Raw genomic sequence first — 17,548 nt, 5'->3', positions numbered from 1 at the left:
CGGGAACCCCGGTCCCCCCGAAAAGGTGTGCGTGGTCTTAGACAGTCGTCCAGCGGCTGTCGTCGCCGGCGCTGCGCTCGACCGCGTCGAGCACCTTCTGCACTTGGAGTCCGTCGTCGAACGAGGGCGTGGGGTCCGCCCCGGCCGAGATGGCCTCCAGGAAGTCCTTCACCTCGTGGGTGAACGTGTTCTCGTAGCCGAGTCCGTGGCCCGGGGGCCACCACGCGCCCGCGTAGGGGTGACCGGCCTCGGTGACGAGCACCCGCCGGAATCCACCTTCCTCCGCGGCCAGCGTGTGGTCGTGGAACCACAACTCGTTGAGCGACTCGAAGTCGAACGAGATGCTGCCGAGCGACCCGTTGACCTCGATGCGCAGCGCGTTCTTGCGGCCGGTGGCGAAGCGCGTGGCCTCGAAGGAGGCGATGGCGCCGCCGCCGAAGCGGCCGGTGAAGATCGCGGCGTCGTCCACAGTGACCTGGCCCATCTCGGCGCCGCCCTGGGCGGAGAGCCCGGCGGAGGCGTCGGCGAGGGGCCGCTCCTTGATGAACGTCTCGGTGATGGCCGAGACGCCCGTCAGGTGTTCACCGAGGATGAACTGCGCGGTGTCGATGATGTGCGCGCCGATGTCACCGAGCGCGCCCGATCCGGCCTTGTCCTTCTGCAGACGCCAGACGAGCGGGAACTCGGGGTCGACGATCCAGTCCTGGAGGTACTGGGCGCGGACGTGACGGATGGTCCCGAGACGGCCCTCGGCGACGAGCTGGCGGGCCAGCGCGACGGCGGGGACACGCCGGTAGTTGAAGGCCACCATGCTGCGCACACCCCGGGCCGCGGCCGCGCGGGCGGCGGCGGCCATGGCCTCCGCCTCCTCGACGGTGTTGGCCAGGGGCTTCTCGCACAGCACGTGCTTGCCCGCCTCAAGTGCGGCGATGGCGATCTCGGCGTGCGAGTCGCCGGGCGTGCAGATGTCGACCAAATGCACGTCGTCGCGCTTGACGAGTTCCTTCCAGTCCGTCTCGACGGACGCCCAGCCCATGGACTCGGCGGCCGCCTCGGTGTTCGCCCGCGACCGGCCGGACAGGACCGCCATGGACGGCTTGACCGGCAGGTCGAAGAACGCACCGACGCTGCGCCAGGCCTGGGAGTGCACGCGTCCCATGAACGCGTACCCAACCATGCCAACCCCGATGACCGGCTTCACGACTCGAAGCCCAGCGGCAGGTACTCGGCGGCGTTCTCCTTCGTGATGGTCTCGGAGGCCAGGGTGATGGACTGCGGGACCTGGTGCTCCAGAAGGTCGCTCATGCCCTTGCCCTGCGCGATCAGGCGGGCGAGCTTGATCGCGGAGGCGGCCATGGTGGGCGAGTAGGTGACCGTCGCCTTGAGGACGCCCGAGTCCGCCTGGATGTCACGCATGGCGTTGGCCGAACCGGCGCCGCCGACCATGAAGAACTCGGAGCGGTTGGCCTCCTTGATGGCGGCCAGCACGCCGATGCCCTGGTCGTCGTCGTGGTTCCAGATGGCGTCGATCTTCGGGTGCGCCTGGAGCAGGTTGGCGGCGACCTCGGTGCCCGACTCGACGGTGAACTGCGCGTCCTGCTTGGCGGTCACCGAGAAGCCGTAGCTCTTGAGGGCGTCCTCGAAGCCCTTGCTGCGGTCCTGGGTCAGCGGCAGCGTGGCGATGCCCTGGATCTCGAGGATGACCGGGTTGGAGGTCCCGGCGTCCTTGAGGCGCTTGCCGATGAAGTGGCCGGCGGCCACGCCCATGCCGTAGTTGTCGCCGCCGATCCAGGTCCGGTACGACAGCTTGTCCGGGAACACGCGGTCGAGGTTGACGACCGGGATGCCGGCGTCGGTGGCCGTGCGGGCGATCTGGTTCAGCTGGGCGCCGTCGTTCGGCAGCATGACGATGACGTTGACCTTGGCGGCGATCAGCGTCTCGACGGCGGAGATCTGCTGGTTGATGTCGTTGGTCGGCTCGACGGCCTTGAACTCGACATCGGAGTACTGCTTGGCGGCGTCGGCGGCGTTCTTGGCGATGGCCGCGATCCAGCCGTGGTCGGCGGCGGGGGCCGAGAAGCCGATGACGACCTTGTCGCCAGGGGCGTCGTTCCCGCCGGCCGGGGCCGGGGCGGGGGCGGCGGCACCCGTGGTGGCGGCCGGAGCCGCGGCCGGCTCGTTGCTGGTGCAGGCCGAAACGAGCGCACCGGCGCCGATGACGGCACCGCCGAGGAGGAATCCGCGGCGACCCGGGGTCTGGGTCATGTTGTTCTCCTTGAGGAGTTGATTTCCGGCAGTGGGGAACCCGGGCAGCGGCGGTACGGATGCCGCGGCCCAGCGGGGGGTGAGAACTTGCTATGTACTTGCTTTGAGGCTGCGCCGCTGAAGGAGAACGGCGGCCACGATGATCAGACCCTTGGCGATGAGCTGGTCACTGGTGTTCAGCCCATTCAGGATGAAGAGGTTGGTGATCACGGTGAAGATGAGCAGACCGAGGATGGCGCCCACGATGGTGCCCCGCCCACCGGTCAGAAGCGTGCCGCCGATGATGACCGCGGCGATCGCGTCCAGCTCGTACAGGTCGCCGTGGGTGGACGACCCGGTCGTGGTGCGCGCCATGATGATGATCGCGGCGATGCCGCAGCAGAACCCGGACAGGGCGTAGAGCATCATCGTGTGGCGTCGCACGTTGATGCCGGCCAGCCGGGCGGCCTCGGGGTTGCCGCCGACGGCGTAGGTGCGGCGGCCGAAGGTGGTGCGGTTGAGGATCAGCCAGCCGATGATGACGACCACGGCGAAGACGTAGACCAGCAGCGGCAGGCCGAGGATGCGAGTGGTCGACAGGTCGACGATCAGCGAGTTGTCCGGCTGCACCAGCTGGGTGCGCCGCTCGGACATGCGCTGGGCCAGGCCACGGGCGGCCACCAGCATCGCCAGCGTGGCGATGAAGGGCACCATCCGCCCGTACGAGATCAGGAAGCCGTTGAGCAGTCCGGCGCCGGTTCCTACCAGGATGGCGCAGATCATCATCACCCACGGCCCGTAGGCCTGGGTCGCCAGCGTGGTGGCCCAGACCGAGGCCAGGGCCATCACCGCGCCGACCGACAGGTCGATGCCGCCGCCGATGATGACGAACGTCGCGCCGACGGTGATGACGCCGATGGTCGAGGCCAGGGCCAGGATCGACACCATGTTCGACCCGGTGGCGAAGGTGTCGGGCACCGTGATGAGACCGACGGCGGCCAGGATCACCAGGGCCAGCACGAGGCCGATGTGGGGGATCTCGCCGATGGCGCCGAGGCCGAGTCGCGGTCCGCCGCCGGAAGGTGTGGCGACGGCCGCGTGGGCCTTCGCCTTGCCGGTTTCGTCCGCCTTGGGTGCGGACACCTGTTGCGGATTCACCTCTGTCATGGAACGGACTCCTGCAGATCAGTCGTGGGAGGGGGCGGACGTCACGGGATGGGCGTCCATGACGAGGTCCAGCACGGTGTGCTCATCGAGCTCCCCGGCGCCGGCCTCTCGGACGATGCGGCCTTCGCGGATCACCAGCACGCGGTCGGCGAGGCCGAGGACCTCGGGGACCTCGCTGGAGACCAGCAACACACCGACGCCTTCGTCGGCCAGCTTGCGGATGAGGGCGTAGATCTCGGCGCGGGCGCCGACGTCGACACCGCGGGTCGGCTCATCGAGCAGCAGCAGCTTGCGGCCCTCTCCGACCAGCCAGCGGCCGATGACCGCCTTCTGCTGGTTGCCGCCGGAGAGGGTCTTGATGACCCGGTTGGGGTCGGGCGGGCGGATGTCGAGCGCCTTCACCAGGTGCGCGGCCTCCTCCGCCTCCTTCTTGCGGTTGATCCACCCGAAGGTGGAGTAACGCTCCATGCTCGCCATGGTGATGTTGCGGGCGACGCTCTGGCCGAGGAGGAGGCCCTGGGCCTTGCGCTCTTCGGGGGCCAGGCCCATGCCGAGCCCGACGCTCCGGGTGGTGTTCCCGGCCTTGACGACCTCGCCGTTCAGCGTGATCTTGCCGGCGAACCTCCGGGCGCCGTACACGGCCTCGATGATCTCCGAGCGGCCGGAGCCGACCAGTCCCGCGAGGCCGACGATCTCGCCGGCCCGGACCGAGAACGTCACGTCGCGGACCATGCCGGCCACGGAGCAGTTCTCGATCTTGAGGATCTCGTCCCCGAAGCCGCCGTCAGGGCGCGGCGGGAACACGTATTCGACGTTGCGGCCGGTCATCAGCGACACGACCTTGTTCGTGGGGGTGTCCTTCGCGGGCAGACCGACCGCGACGGTGCGGCCGTCCTTCAGCACGGTGACCCGGTCGCCGATCTCGCGGATCTCCTCCAGGCGGTGGGAGATGTAGATGACGGCGACGCCCTGGGCGGTGACCTCCCGGATGATCCGGAAGAGGTTGCTCACCTCGTCGTGCGCCAGCGCGGCCGAGGGCTCGTCCATGACGATGATCCGCGCGTCGTGCGACAGCGCCCGCGCCATGGAGACGACCTGCTTGCCGGCCGGGGAGAGGCGGCCCACTTCGGTCGTCGGGCGGATCTCGCCGTGCCCGAGTCGTTCGAGGATCTTCCTGGTGGCGGCGTTGGTCGCGCTCCGGCGGGTGAATCCCATCGTGGCGTGCTCGTGCCCGAGGAACACGTTCTCGGCGACGCTGAGGCCGTCGACGAGGTCGAGCTCCTGATAGATCGTGGCGACGCCCAGCTTCATAGCGGCCGTCGGTGTCGTCAGTTTCACCGGTTCGCCGTTCATCAGCACCTCGCCGGAGTCCGGCTGGTGGGCGCCCGCGAGCACCTTGATGAGGGTCGACTTCCCGGCCCCGTTCTGTCCCAATAGACAGTGGACCTCTCCGGCACGGACGTCGAGGTCCACGCCGTCGAGCGCACGCACGCCGGGGAACTGCTTGACGATGTCCCGCATTGCGAGCAACGACGGGGTTTCCGACTGCTCCCGGCTTATGTCCTCCATGTTTCCGGATGCTAAGGACGACTTATGCTGACGGTCAAGCAAAAGTGGATGTCCTGATGTCATAATGAGATCTGGAATCATCGGATGCGGTGAAGGGAGGCGATGTTGACTCAGGGGATGCTGAGCGAGTCCAGCGGCTCGGTCACCGGAGCGGGAGCACTGCTCTCGATCCTTCGTGACGGCCAGGCCCGCACTCGGGCCGAGCTCGTGCAGCTCACGGGTCTCGCCAGGTCCACGGTTTCGCAGCGGCTCGACGCGCTGCTCTCGCATCAATGGATCGTGCCCGCCGACGACGCGATCTCTTCCGGAGGGCGGCCCGCGACCGCCTTCACCTTCAACCGGGGCGCCCGGGTCGTCGCGGCGGCCGATCTCGGGGCGACCCACGCACGAGTGGCGGTGACCGACCTCGCCTCGACCGTCCTGGCCGAGCGCAGGGTCGACCTGCCGATCGACCGAGGGCCGGAAGAGGTCCTCGGCTGGCTGGTGGTAACGCTAAAAGAGTTGCTCGTCGAGACCGGCGGAGAGCTCTGCGGCGTGGGTGTCGGCCTTCCCGGGCCGGTCTCCCATTCCAGCGGCCGTCCGGTCAACCCGCCGATAATGCCCGGATGGGATGGGTTCCCAGTGCCTGACTGGCTGGGATCTCGCCTCGGGGCACCGGTACTGGTCGACAACGACGTCAACATCATGGCGCTGGGCGAACACTGGGCGGCCAGGCGTGACGTCGAGCATCTGGTGTTCGTCAAGATCGGCACCGGCATCGGATGCGGCATCATCTCCGAGCGGCGGCTCCACCGCGGCGCTCAGGGTGCGGCCGGCGACATCGGGCACATCAGGGTGACCACCAGCGACGAGGTTGTGTGCCGGTGTGGCAACAGCGGATGTCTCGAAGCGGTGGCGAGCGGCGCGGCCATCGCGAACCAGCTCGACGCGGCCGGGGTCGAGGCCCACGGCAGCCGCGACGTGGTCAACCTGGTGCGGCAGGGCAACACGATGGCCGTGCAGTTCGCGCGGCAGGCCGGGCGCGAGATCGGCGACGTGCTGGCGTCGATCGTGAACTTCTTCAATCCGTCGGTGATAGTGATCGGTGGAGACATGGCCGAGGCCGGGGAGCACATCCTGGCCGGGGTGCGAGAGGTGATATACAGCCGATCGCTCCCGCTGGCGACGCAACACCTGAGCATACGGGCCACCGAGCTCGGTGATCGGGCGGGCATCATCGGCGCGGCCGTCATGGTCATAGAGCACGTCCTGTCCCCGGAAGCGGTGGATCTGGTCGTCTCATCCTGAGAGCGCTCTCTTGACTGACTCGTGACAAGGCAGCAACATTACGGGCGGGTCCCACTCGATCCGGTCAGCGGTGGCACGCTGACCCACCGGTGAGAGCGCTTCCCCTCTGACGCGTTCGGCGCACGCGTTCCGGCACCCCCCTTGCGAAAGGAACGCCCCTGTGCGCCCCTTCATCCGTGTCGTCTTAAGCGCCTTATTGGTGCTGGCGGGCGTGGTCGTCACCACACCTCCGGCCCACGCGGCCGACTTCAGCGTCCTGGTCTTCTCCAAGACCGCCGGCTTCCGGCACGGCTCCATCGGCCCCGGCATCACCGCCATCCAGCAACTCGGCGCCGCCAACAACTTCACGGTCGAGACGACCGAGGACGCGGCCCAGTTCACCGACGCCAACCTGGCCCGCTTCCAGGCGGTCATCTGGCTCTCCACCACCGGCGACGTGCTCAACGCCGCCCAGCAGGCCGCCTTCGAGCGCTACATCGCGGCGGGCGGCGGCTACGCCGGCGTCCACGCCGCCGCCGACACCGAGTACGACTGGGCCTGGTACGGCAACCTCGTCGGCGCCTACTTCCAGCAGCACCCCGCCGAGCAGACCGCGACCGTGCGGGTCTCCGACCGGGTGCACCCCTCCACCGCGCACCTGCCGCACCGCTGGAGCCGGTTCGACGAGTGGTACAGCTACCGCGCCAACCCGCGCGGCAAGGTCCACGTGCTGGCCACCCTCGACGAGACCACCTACTCCGGTGGCGGCATGGGCATCGACCACCCGATCTCGTGGTGCCAGGACTACGCGGGCGGCCGCTCCTGGTACACCGGCATGGGGCACACCGACGCCTCCTACAGCGACGCCAACTTCCGCAACCACCTGCTCGGCGGCATCCGCACCGCGGCCGGCTTCGCGGCGGCCGACTGCGGCGCCACGGTGACGAGCAACTTCCAGCAGATCGAGCTGGCCAAGGGCGTCGCCGAGGTCGGCGAGCCGATGAGCCTGTCGGTCACCCCCGACGGCGGCGTCTTCCACACCGCCCGCACCGGCGCGGTCCGCTACACCGACGCGGCCGGCAACACCAAGATCGCCGCCACCATCCCCGTCTACACCCACGACGAGGAGGGCCTGCAGGGCGTCGCGGTCGACCCCGGCTACGCCACCAACCGGTGGATCTACCTGTTCTACGCGCCGCCGCTGTCGACCCCCGCGGGCGACGCCCCGGCCAGCGGCACCGCCGCCCAGCTCGCCCCGTTCAACGGGGTGAACCGCCTGTCCCGGTTCACAGTGAACGCCGACAACACGCTCAACCTCGCCTCCGAGCGGACCGTGCTCGACGTGCCGACCAGCCGTGGCATGTGCTGCCACGTGGGCGGCGACATGGACTTCGACGCGCAGGGCAACCTCTACCTGTCCACGGGTGACGACACCAACCCGTTCGACTCGGCCGGGTTCTCCCCGATCGACGAGCGGGCCGGCCGCAACCCGGCGTTCGACGCCCAGCGCACCAGCGCCAACAGCAACGACCTGCGCGGCAAGGTGCTGCGCATCAAGCCGACGGCGACGGGCAGCCCGGCGTACACGATCCCGGCGGGCAACATGTTCGCCCCCGGCACCGCCAACACCAAGCCCGAGATCTACGCCATGGGCTTCCGCAACCCGTTCCGGATGAGCGTCGACAAGGCGACCGGCATCGTCTACCTGGGCGACTACGGTCCCGACGCGGGCACCGCCGACCCGAACCGCGGCCCGGCCGGCCAGGTCTCCTTCGACCGGATCACCGGCCCCGGCTTCTACGGCTGGCCCTACTGCTCGGCGTTCAACGACGCGTACAACGAGTACACCTTCCCGTCAGGCCCCTCGGGCGCGAAGTACAACTGCGCCGGCGGCCCGACCAACAACTCGCCGAACAACACCGGCATCACGACGCTCCCGCCGTCGCAGCGCGGCTGGATCCCCTACACCGGCTCGACCCCGCCGGAGTTCACCGGCGGCGGCCTGTCGCCGATGGGCGGCCCGGTCTACCGCTACGACGCGACCTCGACCTCGACGGTGAAGTTCCCCCGCTACTACGACGGGACCTTCTTCGCCGGTGAGTTCGGCCGCCGCTGGATCAAGAACATCGTGCCCGACTCGGCCGGGCAGTGGCTGACGATCAACCCGTTCCCGTGGTCGGGCACCCAGGTCATGGACATGGAGTTCGGCAAGAACGGCGCGCTCTACGTTCTCGACTACGGCACCGGCTGGTTCAACGGCGACGGCAACTCGGCCCTCTACCGGATCGAGTACGCCGCCGACGGCCACGCGCCCAAGGCCGTGATCACCCCCAGCCGGACGAGCGGCCCCGCGCCGCTGACGGTCGCCTTCTCCTCGGCCGGCACCGTCGACCCCGACGGCGACCCGATCACGCTGGCCTGGGACTTCGACGGCAACGGCACGACCGACTCGACGGCGGCGAACCCTTCGTACACGTACACGGCCAACGGCACCTACAACCCCACGTTGACCGTGCGCGACAGCACGAACAAGGCCTCCTCCGCGAGCACGGTGATCACCGTGGGCAACACCGCGCCGACGGTCGTGGTGAACACGCCGGTCAACGGCGGCCTGTTCTCCTTCGGCGACGCGATCCCGTTCACGGTGACCGTCACCGACCCGGAGGACGGCACGATCGCCTGCTCACGGGTCAAGGTCAGCTTCATCCTCGGCCACGACTCCCACGGCCACCCGATGACCAGCGCGAACGGCTGCTCGGGCGTCCTGCAGACGACCACCGACGGTGAGCACGACTCCGCCGCGAACATCTACGGCGTCATCGACGCCGAGTACACCGACAACGGCGGCCTGACCACGCACACCCAGGCCCAGCTCCAGCCGAGGCTGCGCCAGGCCGAGCACTTCTCGTCGCAGAGCGGCGTGCAGGCGGTGACCGGCGCGGCTCCGCACGGCGGCGCGGCGGTCGGCTACATCGACAACAACGACTGGATCGCGTTCACCCCGTACAACCTGAGCGGGGTGACCTCGTTCACCGCCCGGGTCGGCGCGGTGGCGGGCGGCAACACGCTGGAGGTGCGGACCGGCTCGCAGACGGGCCCGCTCGTGGCCACGGTCACGGTCCCGGCCACCGGCGGCTACGCCACCTTCCAGGACGTCACCGTCCCGATCACCAACCCGCCGACGAGCACCGGCCAGCTCTTCCTGGTGTTCAAGGGCGCGACCGGCGGCGGCCTGTTCGACCTGGACGACTTCACCTTCGGCACCGGCACCGTGACGCCGCCGAGCAACAACCTGGCGCTGAACAAGCCGGTCGTGGTGACCAGCACCGAGGCGGCGACCTACCCGGGTTCGGCCGCGGTCGACGGCAGCGCCACCACCCGGTGGGCCAGCGCCTTCTCCGACCCGCAGTCGATCACGGTCGACCTGGGGGCCTCCTACAACATCAACCGGGTCCGGCTGAGCTGGGAGGCGGCCTACGGGTCGGCGTACACGATCGCCACCTCGACCAACAACTCCACGTGGACGACGGTCAAGACCGTGACCGGTGAGAACGGCGGCGTCGACGACCACACCGGCCTGAGCGCCACCGGTCGTTACGTCCGCATCACCGGGACGACCCGCGCCACCGCGTGGGGCTACTCGCTCTGGGAGTTCGAGGTGTACGGCGGCAGCGGCCCCACCGACCCGCCGCCCGCGACCAACGTCGCCCTGAACAAGACGGCCACCGCCTCCAGCCAGGAGGCCGCCTACACCCCGGCGATGGCCGTCGACGGCTCCGGCACCACCCGCTGGTCGAGCGCGTTCTCCGACCCGCAGTGGATCCAGGTCGACCTCGGCCAGACCTACGCCATCAGCCGGGTGAGACTGAGCTGGGAGGCCGCCTACGGCAGCGGCTACCAGATCCAGACCTCGCCCAACGGCACGACGTGGACGACGATCAAGACGGTGACCGGTGAGAACGGCGGCGTCGACGACCACACGGGGCTGAACTCCAGCGCCCGGTACGTCCGCATCAACGGCACGGCACGCGGCACGGCCTGGGGCTACTCGCTCTGGGAGTTCGAGGTGTACGGCAGCTAGAACCACCCCTCAGAAACACCGCAGGGCCCGGCGTGTTCCCCCCCACGCCGGGCCCTTCCGGGTTTCTACGGCTTGAGCATCGCCTGCAGCGAGGCGGTCGCCTGCTTGCCGAGCTCGGTCGGCTGGAGGTAGGGCTGCTCGGTCAGGACGGCCTCCCAGTTCGCCGCGATGCCCTCGACGGTGAGGTCGCCGTCGGCGTGCCAGCCGGGCCCCTCGGCCACGAACACCCGGGCCACCCGCCCGGCGCCCACGGAGAACACCTCGCCGGTCGTGGCGCAGCTCTCGTGGACCAGGTAGGCCACCAGGGGGCTGACGGTCTCGGGCCCGAACTTGGCCTCGAACTCGGCGGGCAGCAGCGACTCGGTCATCCGGGTCCAGGCGATGGGGGCGATGGCGTTGGCGGTGATGCCCGAGCGGGCGCCCTCGATCGCGGTCGACTTGGTCAGCCCGACGAGCCCCATCTTGGCCGTGGAGTAGTTGGCCTGCCCGAAGTTGCCGAACAGCCCGGCGGGAGAGGAGGTGTTGACGATCCGGCCGTACCCGCGTTCCTTCATGTGCGGGTAGGCGGCTCTGGTGACCAGGAAGGACCCGCGCACGTGCACCGCGAGCACCGCGTCGAAGTCCTCGACGGTGATCTTCCCGAGTGACCGGTCGCGCAGGATCCCGGCGTTGTTGACCACGATGTCGAGCTGCCCGAAGGTCTCGACCGCCTGCCGGACGATCGCCTCGGCCCCTTCGGGCGTGGCCACGTTGTCGCCGTTGGCGACGGCCTCGCCGCCGTTCTTGACGATCAGCTCCGCCACCTCGGCGGCCGGCCCGGCGGAGGCCCCGGTGCCGTCGAGCGCGCCGCCGAGGTCGTTGACGACGACCTTGGCCCCGCGCTCGGCGAGCAGCAGCGCGTGCGACCGGCCGAGGCCGTGCCCGGCGCCGGTGACGACGGCGACGCGCCCGTCGAACCTGAGGAGATCATCCGGCATTCTCGCCCACACCCTTCCAAGGAGAACAAAATTCTGGTCTAGCGCACGATACCAAACGGGACGTAGCGGACAGTGATCGGTCGAGTGAGTTTCTGATATGGTTTCGCCGCCGTCGCACACCCCTGGGCTGGAGGCCGCTCAATGCGCACTCTCCGCGTGGTTCAGTGGGCCACCGGCGCCGTGGGGGGATACGCGCTTCGCGGTGTTGTCGAGCGTCCCGAGTTCGAGCTCGCCGGAGTTCTGGTCTACGACCCCGACAAGATCGGCATGGACGCCGGTCCGCTCGTCGGTCTCCCCGAAACGGGAGTCGTCTGCACCGACGACGTCGACGCCATCCTGGCGCTCGACGCCGACTGCGTGCTGCACATGCCGCTGCCGGCGACCTTCTTCGGCGGCGACCACGACCACGACGTCGACATGATCTGCAAGCTGCTCGCGTCGGGCAAGAACGTCATCACGACGACCGGGTTCGTCTACCCAATGGCCTACGGCGCGGGGGTCGTCGACCGCATCGAGATGGCCTGCCGCGAAGGCGGCACCACGCTCCACGGCACCGGCATCAACCCCGGTTTCGTGAGCGACGTGCTGCCCCTCACGCTCACGGGTCTGTCGTCGCGGCTCGACCACATCTACGTGCGCGAGACCTCCGACTACCGCGGTCACCCGTCCCACCACATCGTGACCGACCTGATCGGCTTCGCCCGCACGGCGAAAGACTACGTGACGGCCGTGCGCCCGTTCCGCGCCTTCCAGCGGGCCCTGTTCACCGAGAGCGTCCAGCTCGTCTCGGCGGCGCTCGGGGTCGAGCTCGACGAGATCGAGGAGATGGACGAGTTCGAGCTCGCCACCGAAGACTTCGAGATCGCCTCGGGCACGGTGCGCCAGGGCACGGTGGCGGCCTCGCGCTGGGTCTTCTCGGGCCTCGTGCGCGGGCGGCCCTTCATGACCGTCGAGTGCGTCTACAAGGCCGACGCCGACAAGGTGCTGCGCTGGGCCGAGCCGGGCTTCTCGATCCACATCGAGGGGCGGCCGACGATCGTGGTCAACCTCAACGAGGTCAACCACGGGCTGGCGGGGGCCGCCGCCCACGCGGTCAACACGATCCGCGCGGTCGTGCTGGCCGACCCCGGCATCCGCACCGTCCTCGACCTGCCGATGGTGACGGGCCGGGGCACGGCCCGGCTGGCCTAGACCCGGGCGGGGAGCTGGCCCGCGAGCTGCCCGGCCCACGGCTTGAGCACGGCGTCCAGATCGCGGAGCTCGGCGATCTGGCTCTCCAGCACCGCCAGCCCCGGCGTGGGCACGATCGCGCCCAGCTCGACCAGCAGCGGCCGGAAGTGCACCTCCACCGCCAGGGCGTGCTGGGCGCCGCCCATCACCAGGAGCGGCAGCGCGTGCTTCCCGGCCAGCGCCCGGGGCGGCAGGCGGTCGAGGAAGGCCTTGAGGAGCCCGGTGTAGGTCCCCTTGTACGTCGGGCTCGCCACCACCAGCACGTCGGCGTCCTTGACGAGGTCGAGCGCCACCTCGACGGCCGCGACGGGCTGGGGCGCGAACAGGTGGGGGGCCAGGCCCGCGAGGTCGACCACGTCGCCGGCCGAGCCGAGGGCCGCCTCGGCGGCGGCGACGGCGACGGCCAACGTGCGCGATCCGCCGCGCGGGTTGCCGACCAGGGTCACGATGCTGCCCATCAGACGTCCTCCTCGTATTCTTCGGCCTCGTCGTCGGGGAGGTCGTACCAGAAGACGTCGCCGGGATACTCCAGGCTCATGGGCACGAATGTAGCACTTATTCCCTACTTGTAATATAGGTAATCTTCCTCGCGTAGCCGGCCTTTCGCCTCCAGGTAGATGAGGTGGGCCAGCGTCTCGTTGTTGGCCGCCCGGAGCTGGAAGCCCTGGATCGACTCCCACGGCCGCGACCAGGTCAGCCGGGTCGCGATCTGCCAGCACGTCAGGCCCGGCTCGGCGGCGACCACCCGTTCGATCTCGGCCAGCCGGTCGTGGTGATGGGAGATCACGTGGTCGACGCGGCCGGGCAGGTCGGGGAAGCGGTACTCGTGGGCGGGCAGCACCTCCTCGACGTCGAGACGGCCCACCGCGCGCAGGGCGTCGAGGTAGTCGGCGAGCGGGTTGGGCGCCGACTGCGGGTGGAAGGCGACCATCGGGGTGATCTTCGCGAGCACGTGGTCGCCCGAGAACAGCAGCCCTTCGCCGGCGAAGCACAGGTGGCCGGGCGAGTGGCCCGGCGTCCAGATCGCGGTCAGGTCCCAGCCGGGCAGGTCGAGCCGCGTGCCGTCCTCGATGAGCCGGTCGGGGGCGCCGGCCGAGACGAACCGGCGGATCGCCATCGAGGAGCCCGCCAGCTCGCGGGCCCTCTCCTCCGGGATCCCGCTGCGGAGCAGCAGCGCGAGTTCCCGCTTCGACAGGTCCTCGGTGTCCTCGTACCGGCCGCGCAGCAGCCGGGCGTCGGCGGGGTGCAGGCCGATCCAGGCGCCGGAGTCCTCCCTGACCCGGCCGGCCAGGCCGTAGTGGTCGGGGTGCATGTGGGTGACCAGGACCGCCCTGACGTCGGTGATCTCGTAGCCCGCCGTCTTCAGTCCGGCGGTCAGGGCCGTGTACGCCTCCTCGGTGTCCCACCCCGCGTCGATCAGCGCCACGCCGCCGGGCAGTTCGAGGGCGTAGACGAGCACGTAGCGCAGCGGCGTGTTCGGCAGCGGCACGGGGATCGACCAGAGGCCGGGGCGCACACGTTCGACCTCGGGGAGACGCCCGGCCAGCCAGGCGGCGTGCTGCGTCGGACTGGCCGGTTCGGTTGGTCTTCTCACGGGGTCGATTGTGGCGGACATACCGAACAAAATTCTAGTGGCTGAAATTTTCATCGGACATTCCGGACCCACGGCAGGTCGCCCACCTGCGCCGACCTGCGATTCTTGACCCTCGGTGAAACCCGTTGGAAACATCGGGTGGACCTGAGCCATGGGAGCGCTCCCATACCTGACGAGGTGCATTTTGACGCGACCCTCCCGCCTCACCGCCGTGCTCGCCGCGGCGGCCCTGTTCCTGTTACCGGTGACCACCGCGTACGCCGACGAGGGCCCCGAGCAGATCCCCAACGGGACGTTCGAGACCTCCACCGCGCCCTGGTGGAACACCGGCAACGTCACCGTCGAACTGGAGGACGGCCGCCTGTGCGCCGACATCCCCGGCTCGACCACCAACCCGTGGGACGCGATCATCGGCCTCGACGGCATCCCGCTGGTCGCCGGTGAGACCTACGCCTACCGTTTCTTCGCCTCGGCCACGCCCTCGCGTGTGGGCCGGGCGCTGATCCAGCTCCCGGTCGACCCCTGGACGCAGTTCTTCGCGGCCAACCCCGAGCTGAGCGTGTCGGGCAACTCCTACGAGTTCACCTTCACCGCGCCCACCAGCCTGCCGAACGCGCAGATCGCCTTCCAGCTCGGCGGCAGCGCGACCCCGTGGCGCTTCTGCCTCGACGACGTGTCGCTGCGCGGCGGCGCCGAGCCCGAGGTCTACGAGCCCGACACCGGCCCCCGGGTGCGCGTCAACCAGGTGGCCTACCTGCCCAACGGCCCCAAGAACGCGACCGTCGTGACCGACGCGACCGAGGCCGTCGCCTGGCAGCTCAAGAACGAGGGCGGCACGGTCGTGGCGAACGGCTCGACGACCCCGCGCGGCGTCGACGGAAGCTCCGGCCAGAACGTGCACAGCATCGACTTCGGCTCGTACACGACCGCCGGCGAGGGCTACACCCTGACCGCCGACGGCGACACCAGCCGGCCCTTCGACATCTCCGCGAGCGCCTACGGCCAGCTCAAGCTGGACGCGCTGAAGTTCTACTACACCCAGCGCAGCGGCATCGCGATCGACGACGCGCTGCGCCCCGGCTACGGCCGCCCGGCCGGGCACGTCGGCGTCGCGCCCAACCAGGGCGACACGAACGTCCCCTGCCAGCCCGGCGTGTGCGACTACTCCCTCGACGTCTCGGGCGGCTGGTACGACGCCGGCGACCACGGCAAGTACGTCGTCAACGGCGGCGTCTCCGCCTGGCAGCTGATGAGCGAGTTCGAGCGCACCAAGAACGCCGCCACCGCCAAGGCCATCGGCTCGCTGGCGATCCCGGAGAGCGGCGACGCCGTTCCCGACATCCTCGACGAGGCCCGCTGGGAGCAGGAGTTCCTGCTCAAGATGCAGCGCCCCGACGGCATGGCCCACCACAAGATCCACGACGCCGCGTGGACCGGCCTGCCGCTGATGCCGCACCTCGACCCGCAGCCCCGTGAGCTCCACCCGGTCTCCACGGCCGCCACCCTGAACCTCGCCGCCACCGCCGCCCAGGCCGCCCGCCTGTTCGCGCCCTACGACGCGGCGTTCGCGGCCAAGAACCTGGCCGCCGCCCGCAAGGCCTGGACGGCAGCCAAGGCGAACCCGGCGATCTACGCCTCCCCCAACGACGGCGTGGGCGGCGGCGCCTACAACGACGACAACGTGACCGACGAGTTCTACTGGGCCGCCGCCGAGCTCTACATCACCACCGGCGAGGCGGCCTTCCGGGACGCCGTGCTGAACTCGCCGCTGCACACGGCCGACGTCTGGCGCGAGCGCGGCTTCGACTGGGGCTCGACGGCCCAGCTCGGCCGCCTCGACCTCGCGACGGTGCCCAACAACCTGCCCGGCCGGGCGGAGGTCCGCGCCTCGGTCCTGGAGGGCGCCGACAAGTACCTCGCCACGCTGGACGCGCACCCGTACGGCCTGCCCTACAACCCGCCCGACTTCGACTGGGGCTCCAACAACCTGGTCCTGAACAACATGGTCGTGATGGCGGCGGCGTACGACATCTCCGGCCAGAAGAAGTACCTCGACGGCGTGCTGGAGGGCATCGACTACATCCTCGGCCGCAACGCCCTGAACATCTCGTACGTGACGGGCTACGGCGAGGTCAACTCGCACAACCAGCACTCCCGCTGGTACGCCAACCAGCTCAACCCCGACCTGCCCAACCCGCCCAAGGGCACCCTGGCGGGCGGCCCGAACTCGGCCATCCAGGACCCGATCGCGCAGGCCAACCTCCAGGGCTGCAAGCCCCAGTTCTGCTACATCGACCACATCGAGTCGTGGGCGACCAACGAGCTGACGATCAACTGGAACGCCCCGCTGTCGTGGATCTCGGCCTTCATCGCCGACCAGGGCGACGGCTCGGTGACCACCCCCGGCTCGTGTGACGTGACCTACCAGGTCCACGGCTCGTGGCCGAGCGGCTTCTCGACCCAGGTGACGATCAAGAACACCGGCGCCACCGCGATCGACGGCTGGAACCTGAAGTGGTCGTTCCTGGGCGGGCAGAAGCTCGACCACGGCTGGAACGCCGACTACACGCAGTCGGGCGCGACCCTGACCGCGAAGAACCTGTCCCACAACAAGAAGATCCACCCCGGCTCGTCGATCACCTTCGGCTTCAACGGCGTCGGCGCCCCGGGCGCCAACCCGGTGCCGGACCTGTTCCTCCTGAACGGCAAGGCCTGCGCCTAAGCCGACCCCGGGCCCGTGGCTCTTCTGGGGGAGCCACGGGCCCTACCCTTTCCCTGTGCTGAACGACATCCACGTCGACGAGGCGGTCCGCGCCCTCCGGCCCGACTTCGCCGTGCTCCTGGTCGAGGCCGTCGGCTTCGTCAACGGCCCCTCCGACGACCGGTCGCGCAAGTGGCTGGCCGAGGCGTCGGCCGAGGCCGCGCCGCTCGACCACCCGAAGATCGAGGCCTGGCGCGAGGCCTACCGCGCCTTCGGCGCCAAGCCCCAGCGCACCCGCCCCTCGGTCGACGCCCTGATCCGCCGCATGCCGCTGCCCGAGATCAACCTGGTCGTCGACGCCTACAACTCCATCTCGGTACGCCACACGCTGCCCATCGGCGGCGAGGACCTGCGCCGCTACGAGGGCCCCGCGCGGCTGGTCCGGGCCGCGGGCGACGAGAAGGCCGACGAGGTGCTGGGCGACCCGGCCCCGGGCGAGGTCGTGTGGCGCGACGACGCGGGAGTGACCTGCCGCCGCTGGAACTGGCGCCAGGGTGTGCGCACCCGGATCACCGAAGACACGGTCGACGCGATTTTCATCCTCGAACGCCTGGCCCCGATGACCATGGAGGAACTGGCCACGGCCGGCGCCGAACTGGTCACGTTGCTGCAGGTGATCAGCCCTGAGGTCCGAACTTCAACACGCACAATCGGTTAGA

Annotated in this window: 12 protein-coding genes; 5 read left to right on the top strand and 7 right to left on the bottom strand. The window is 69.7% G+C overall.

From position 1 onward, the window contains the following. Positions 1-37: 37 nt before the first annotated feature. The 4 genes from QSK34_RS27030 to QSK34_RS27015 all read right to left on the bottom strand — a co-directional run bounded on the left by QSK34_RS27030 (position 38) and on the right by QSK34_RS27015 (position 4,980). Positions 38-1,177: a Gfo/Idh/MocA family protein gene (locus QSK34_RS27030; RefSeq protein ID WP_030456484.1), complete on the bottom strand. Its 1,140-nt coding sequence runs from the start codon at positions 1,175-1,177 to the stop codon at positions 38-40. 20 nt (positions 1,178-1,197) lie between these two features. Beyond that, positions 1,198-2,265, bottom strand: a complete 1,068-nt coding sequence (locus QSK34_RS27025) for a substrate-binding domain-containing protein (protein ID WP_161481770.1) — start codon at positions 2,263-2,265, stop codon at positions 1,198-1,200. Between the two features lie 90 nt (positions 2,266-2,355). Beyond that, positions 2,356-3,411: an ABC transporter permease gene (locus QSK34_RS27020; RefSeq protein WP_285587921.1), complete on the bottom strand. Its 1,056-nt coding sequence runs from the start codon at positions 3,409-3,411 to the stop codon at positions 2,356-2,358. Positions 3,412-3,429: 18 nt separating this feature from the next. After that, positions 3,430-4,980 (bottom strand): sugar ABC transporter ATP-binding protein, encoded by a 1,551-nt coding sequence (locus QSK34_RS27015; RefSeq protein ID WP_285587919.1) that lies wholly within the window; start codon positions 4,978-4,980, stop codon positions 3,430-3,432. Between the two features lie 102 nt (positions 4,981-5,082). Between QSK34_RS27015 and QSK34_RS27010 the strand changes: the two genes are divergently transcribed. Both QSK34_RS27010 and QSK34_RS27005 read left to right on the top strand, forming a co-directional pair. Then, positions 5,083-6,267, top strand: a complete 1,185-nt coding sequence (locus QSK34_RS27010; protein ID WP_285587918.1) for an ROK family protein — start codon at positions 5,083-5,085, stop codon at positions 6,265-6,267. Between the two features lie 160 nt (positions 6,268-6,427). After that, a complete protein-coding gene (locus QSK34_RS27005) occupies positions 6,428-10,327 on the top strand; it encodes a ThuA domain-containing protein (protein WP_285587917.1) in 3,900 nt (1,299 codons plus the stop codon). A 65-nt stretch (positions 10,328-10,392) separates the two neighbouring features. Here the strand turns inward: QSK34_RS27005 and QSK34_RS27000 are convergent, their stop codons facing one another. After that, positions 10,393-11,304: an SDR family oxidoreductase gene (locus QSK34_RS27000; protein ID WP_285587916.1), complete on the bottom strand. Its 912-nt coding sequence runs from the start codon at positions 11,302-11,304 to the stop codon at positions 10,393-10,395. Between the two features lie 141 nt (positions 11,305-11,445). Here QSK34_RS27000 and QSK34_RS26995 point away from each other — a divergent pair, with 141 nt between their 5' ends. Beyond that, positions 11,446-12,495, top strand: a complete 1,050-nt coding sequence (locus QSK34_RS26995; RefSeq protein WP_285587915.1) for an NAD(P)H-dependent amine dehydrogenase family protein — start codon at positions 11,446-11,448, stop codon at positions 12,493-12,495. Here QSK34_RS26995 and QSK34_RS26990 read toward each other — a convergent pair. Next, positions 12,492-12,992 carry an NADPH-dependent FMN reductase gene (locus QSK34_RS26990; RefSeq protein WP_285587913.1) on the bottom strand — a complete coding sequence of 167 codons (501 nt, stop codon included), beginning with the start codon at positions 12,990-12,992 and terminating at the stop codon, positions 12,492-12,494. The genes QSK34_RS26995 and QSK34_RS26990 overlap by 4 nt on opposite strands. Before the next feature lie 104 nt (positions 12,993-13,096). Then, the gene (locus QSK34_RS26985) at positions 13,097-14,128 is read right to left on the bottom strand and encodes an MBL fold metallo-hydrolase (protein ID WP_285587910.1); all 1,032 of its coding nucleotides are present in this window, start codon (positions 14,126-14,128) and stop codon (positions 13,097-13,099) included. 184 nt (positions 14,129-14,312) lie between these two features. Between QSK34_RS26985 and QSK34_RS26980 the strand changes: the two genes are divergently transcribed. Then, the gene (locus QSK34_RS26980) at positions 14,313-16,850 is read left to right on the top strand and encodes a glycoside hydrolase family 9 protein (RefSeq protein WP_353051432.1); all 2,538 of its coding nucleotides are present in this window, start codon (positions 14,313-14,315) and stop codon (positions 16,848-16,850) included. A gap of 55 nt (positions 16,851-16,905) precedes the next feature. Beyond that, a complete protein-coding gene (locus QSK34_RS26975) occupies positions 16,906-17,547 on the top strand; it encodes a B3/B4 domain-containing protein (protein WP_285587906.1) in 642 nt (213 codons plus the stop codon). The last annotated feature ends 1 nt before the right edge of the window (position 17,548 follow it).

The organism is Herbidospora sp. NBRC 101105, from assembly GCF_030269205.1.
Lineage (GTDB): Bacteria > Actinomycetota > Actinomycetes > Streptosporangiales > Streptosporangiaceae > Herbidospora > Herbidospora solisilvae.
This window is presented reverse-complemented; position numbering and strand designations above follow the sequence as displayed.

What these genes read in the sequence shown, in the direction of transcription:
- QSK34_RS27030 (WP_030456484.1), bottom strand. Translation starts at nt 1,177, where the DNA reads ATGGTTGGGTACGCGTTCATGGGACGCGTGCACTCCCAGGCCTGGCGC.
- QSK34_RS27015 (WP_285587919.1), bottom strand. Translation starts at nt 4,980, where the DNA reads ATGGAGGACATAAGCCGGGAGCAGTCGGAAACCCCGTCGTTGCTCGCA.
- QSK34_RS27025 (WP_161481770.1), bottom strand. Translation starts at nt 2,265, where the DNA reads ATGACCCAGACCCCGGGTCGCCGCGGATTCCTCCTCGGCGGTGCCGTC.
- QSK34_RS26990 (WP_285587913.1), bottom strand. Translation starts at nt 12,992, where the DNA reads ATGGGCAGCATCGTGACCCTGGTCGGCAACCCGCGCGGCGGATCGCGC.
- QSK34_RS27010 (WP_285587918.1), top strand. Translation starts at nt 5,083, where the DNA reads ATGTTGACTCAGGGGATGCTGAGCGAGTCCAGCGGCTCGGTCACCGGA.
- QSK34_RS27000 (WP_285587916.1), bottom strand. Translation starts at nt 11,304, where the DNA reads ATGCCGGATGATCTCCTCAGGTTCGACGGGCGCGTCGCCGTCGTCACC.
- QSK34_RS26995 (WP_285587915.1), top strand. Translation starts at nt 11,446, where the DNA reads ATGCGCACTCTCCGCGTGGTTCAGTGGGCCACCGGCGCCGTGGGGGGA.
- QSK34_RS27020 (WP_285587921.1), bottom strand. Translation starts at nt 3,411, where the DNA reads ATGACAGAGGTGAATCCGCAACAGGTGTCCGCACCCAAGGCGGACGAA.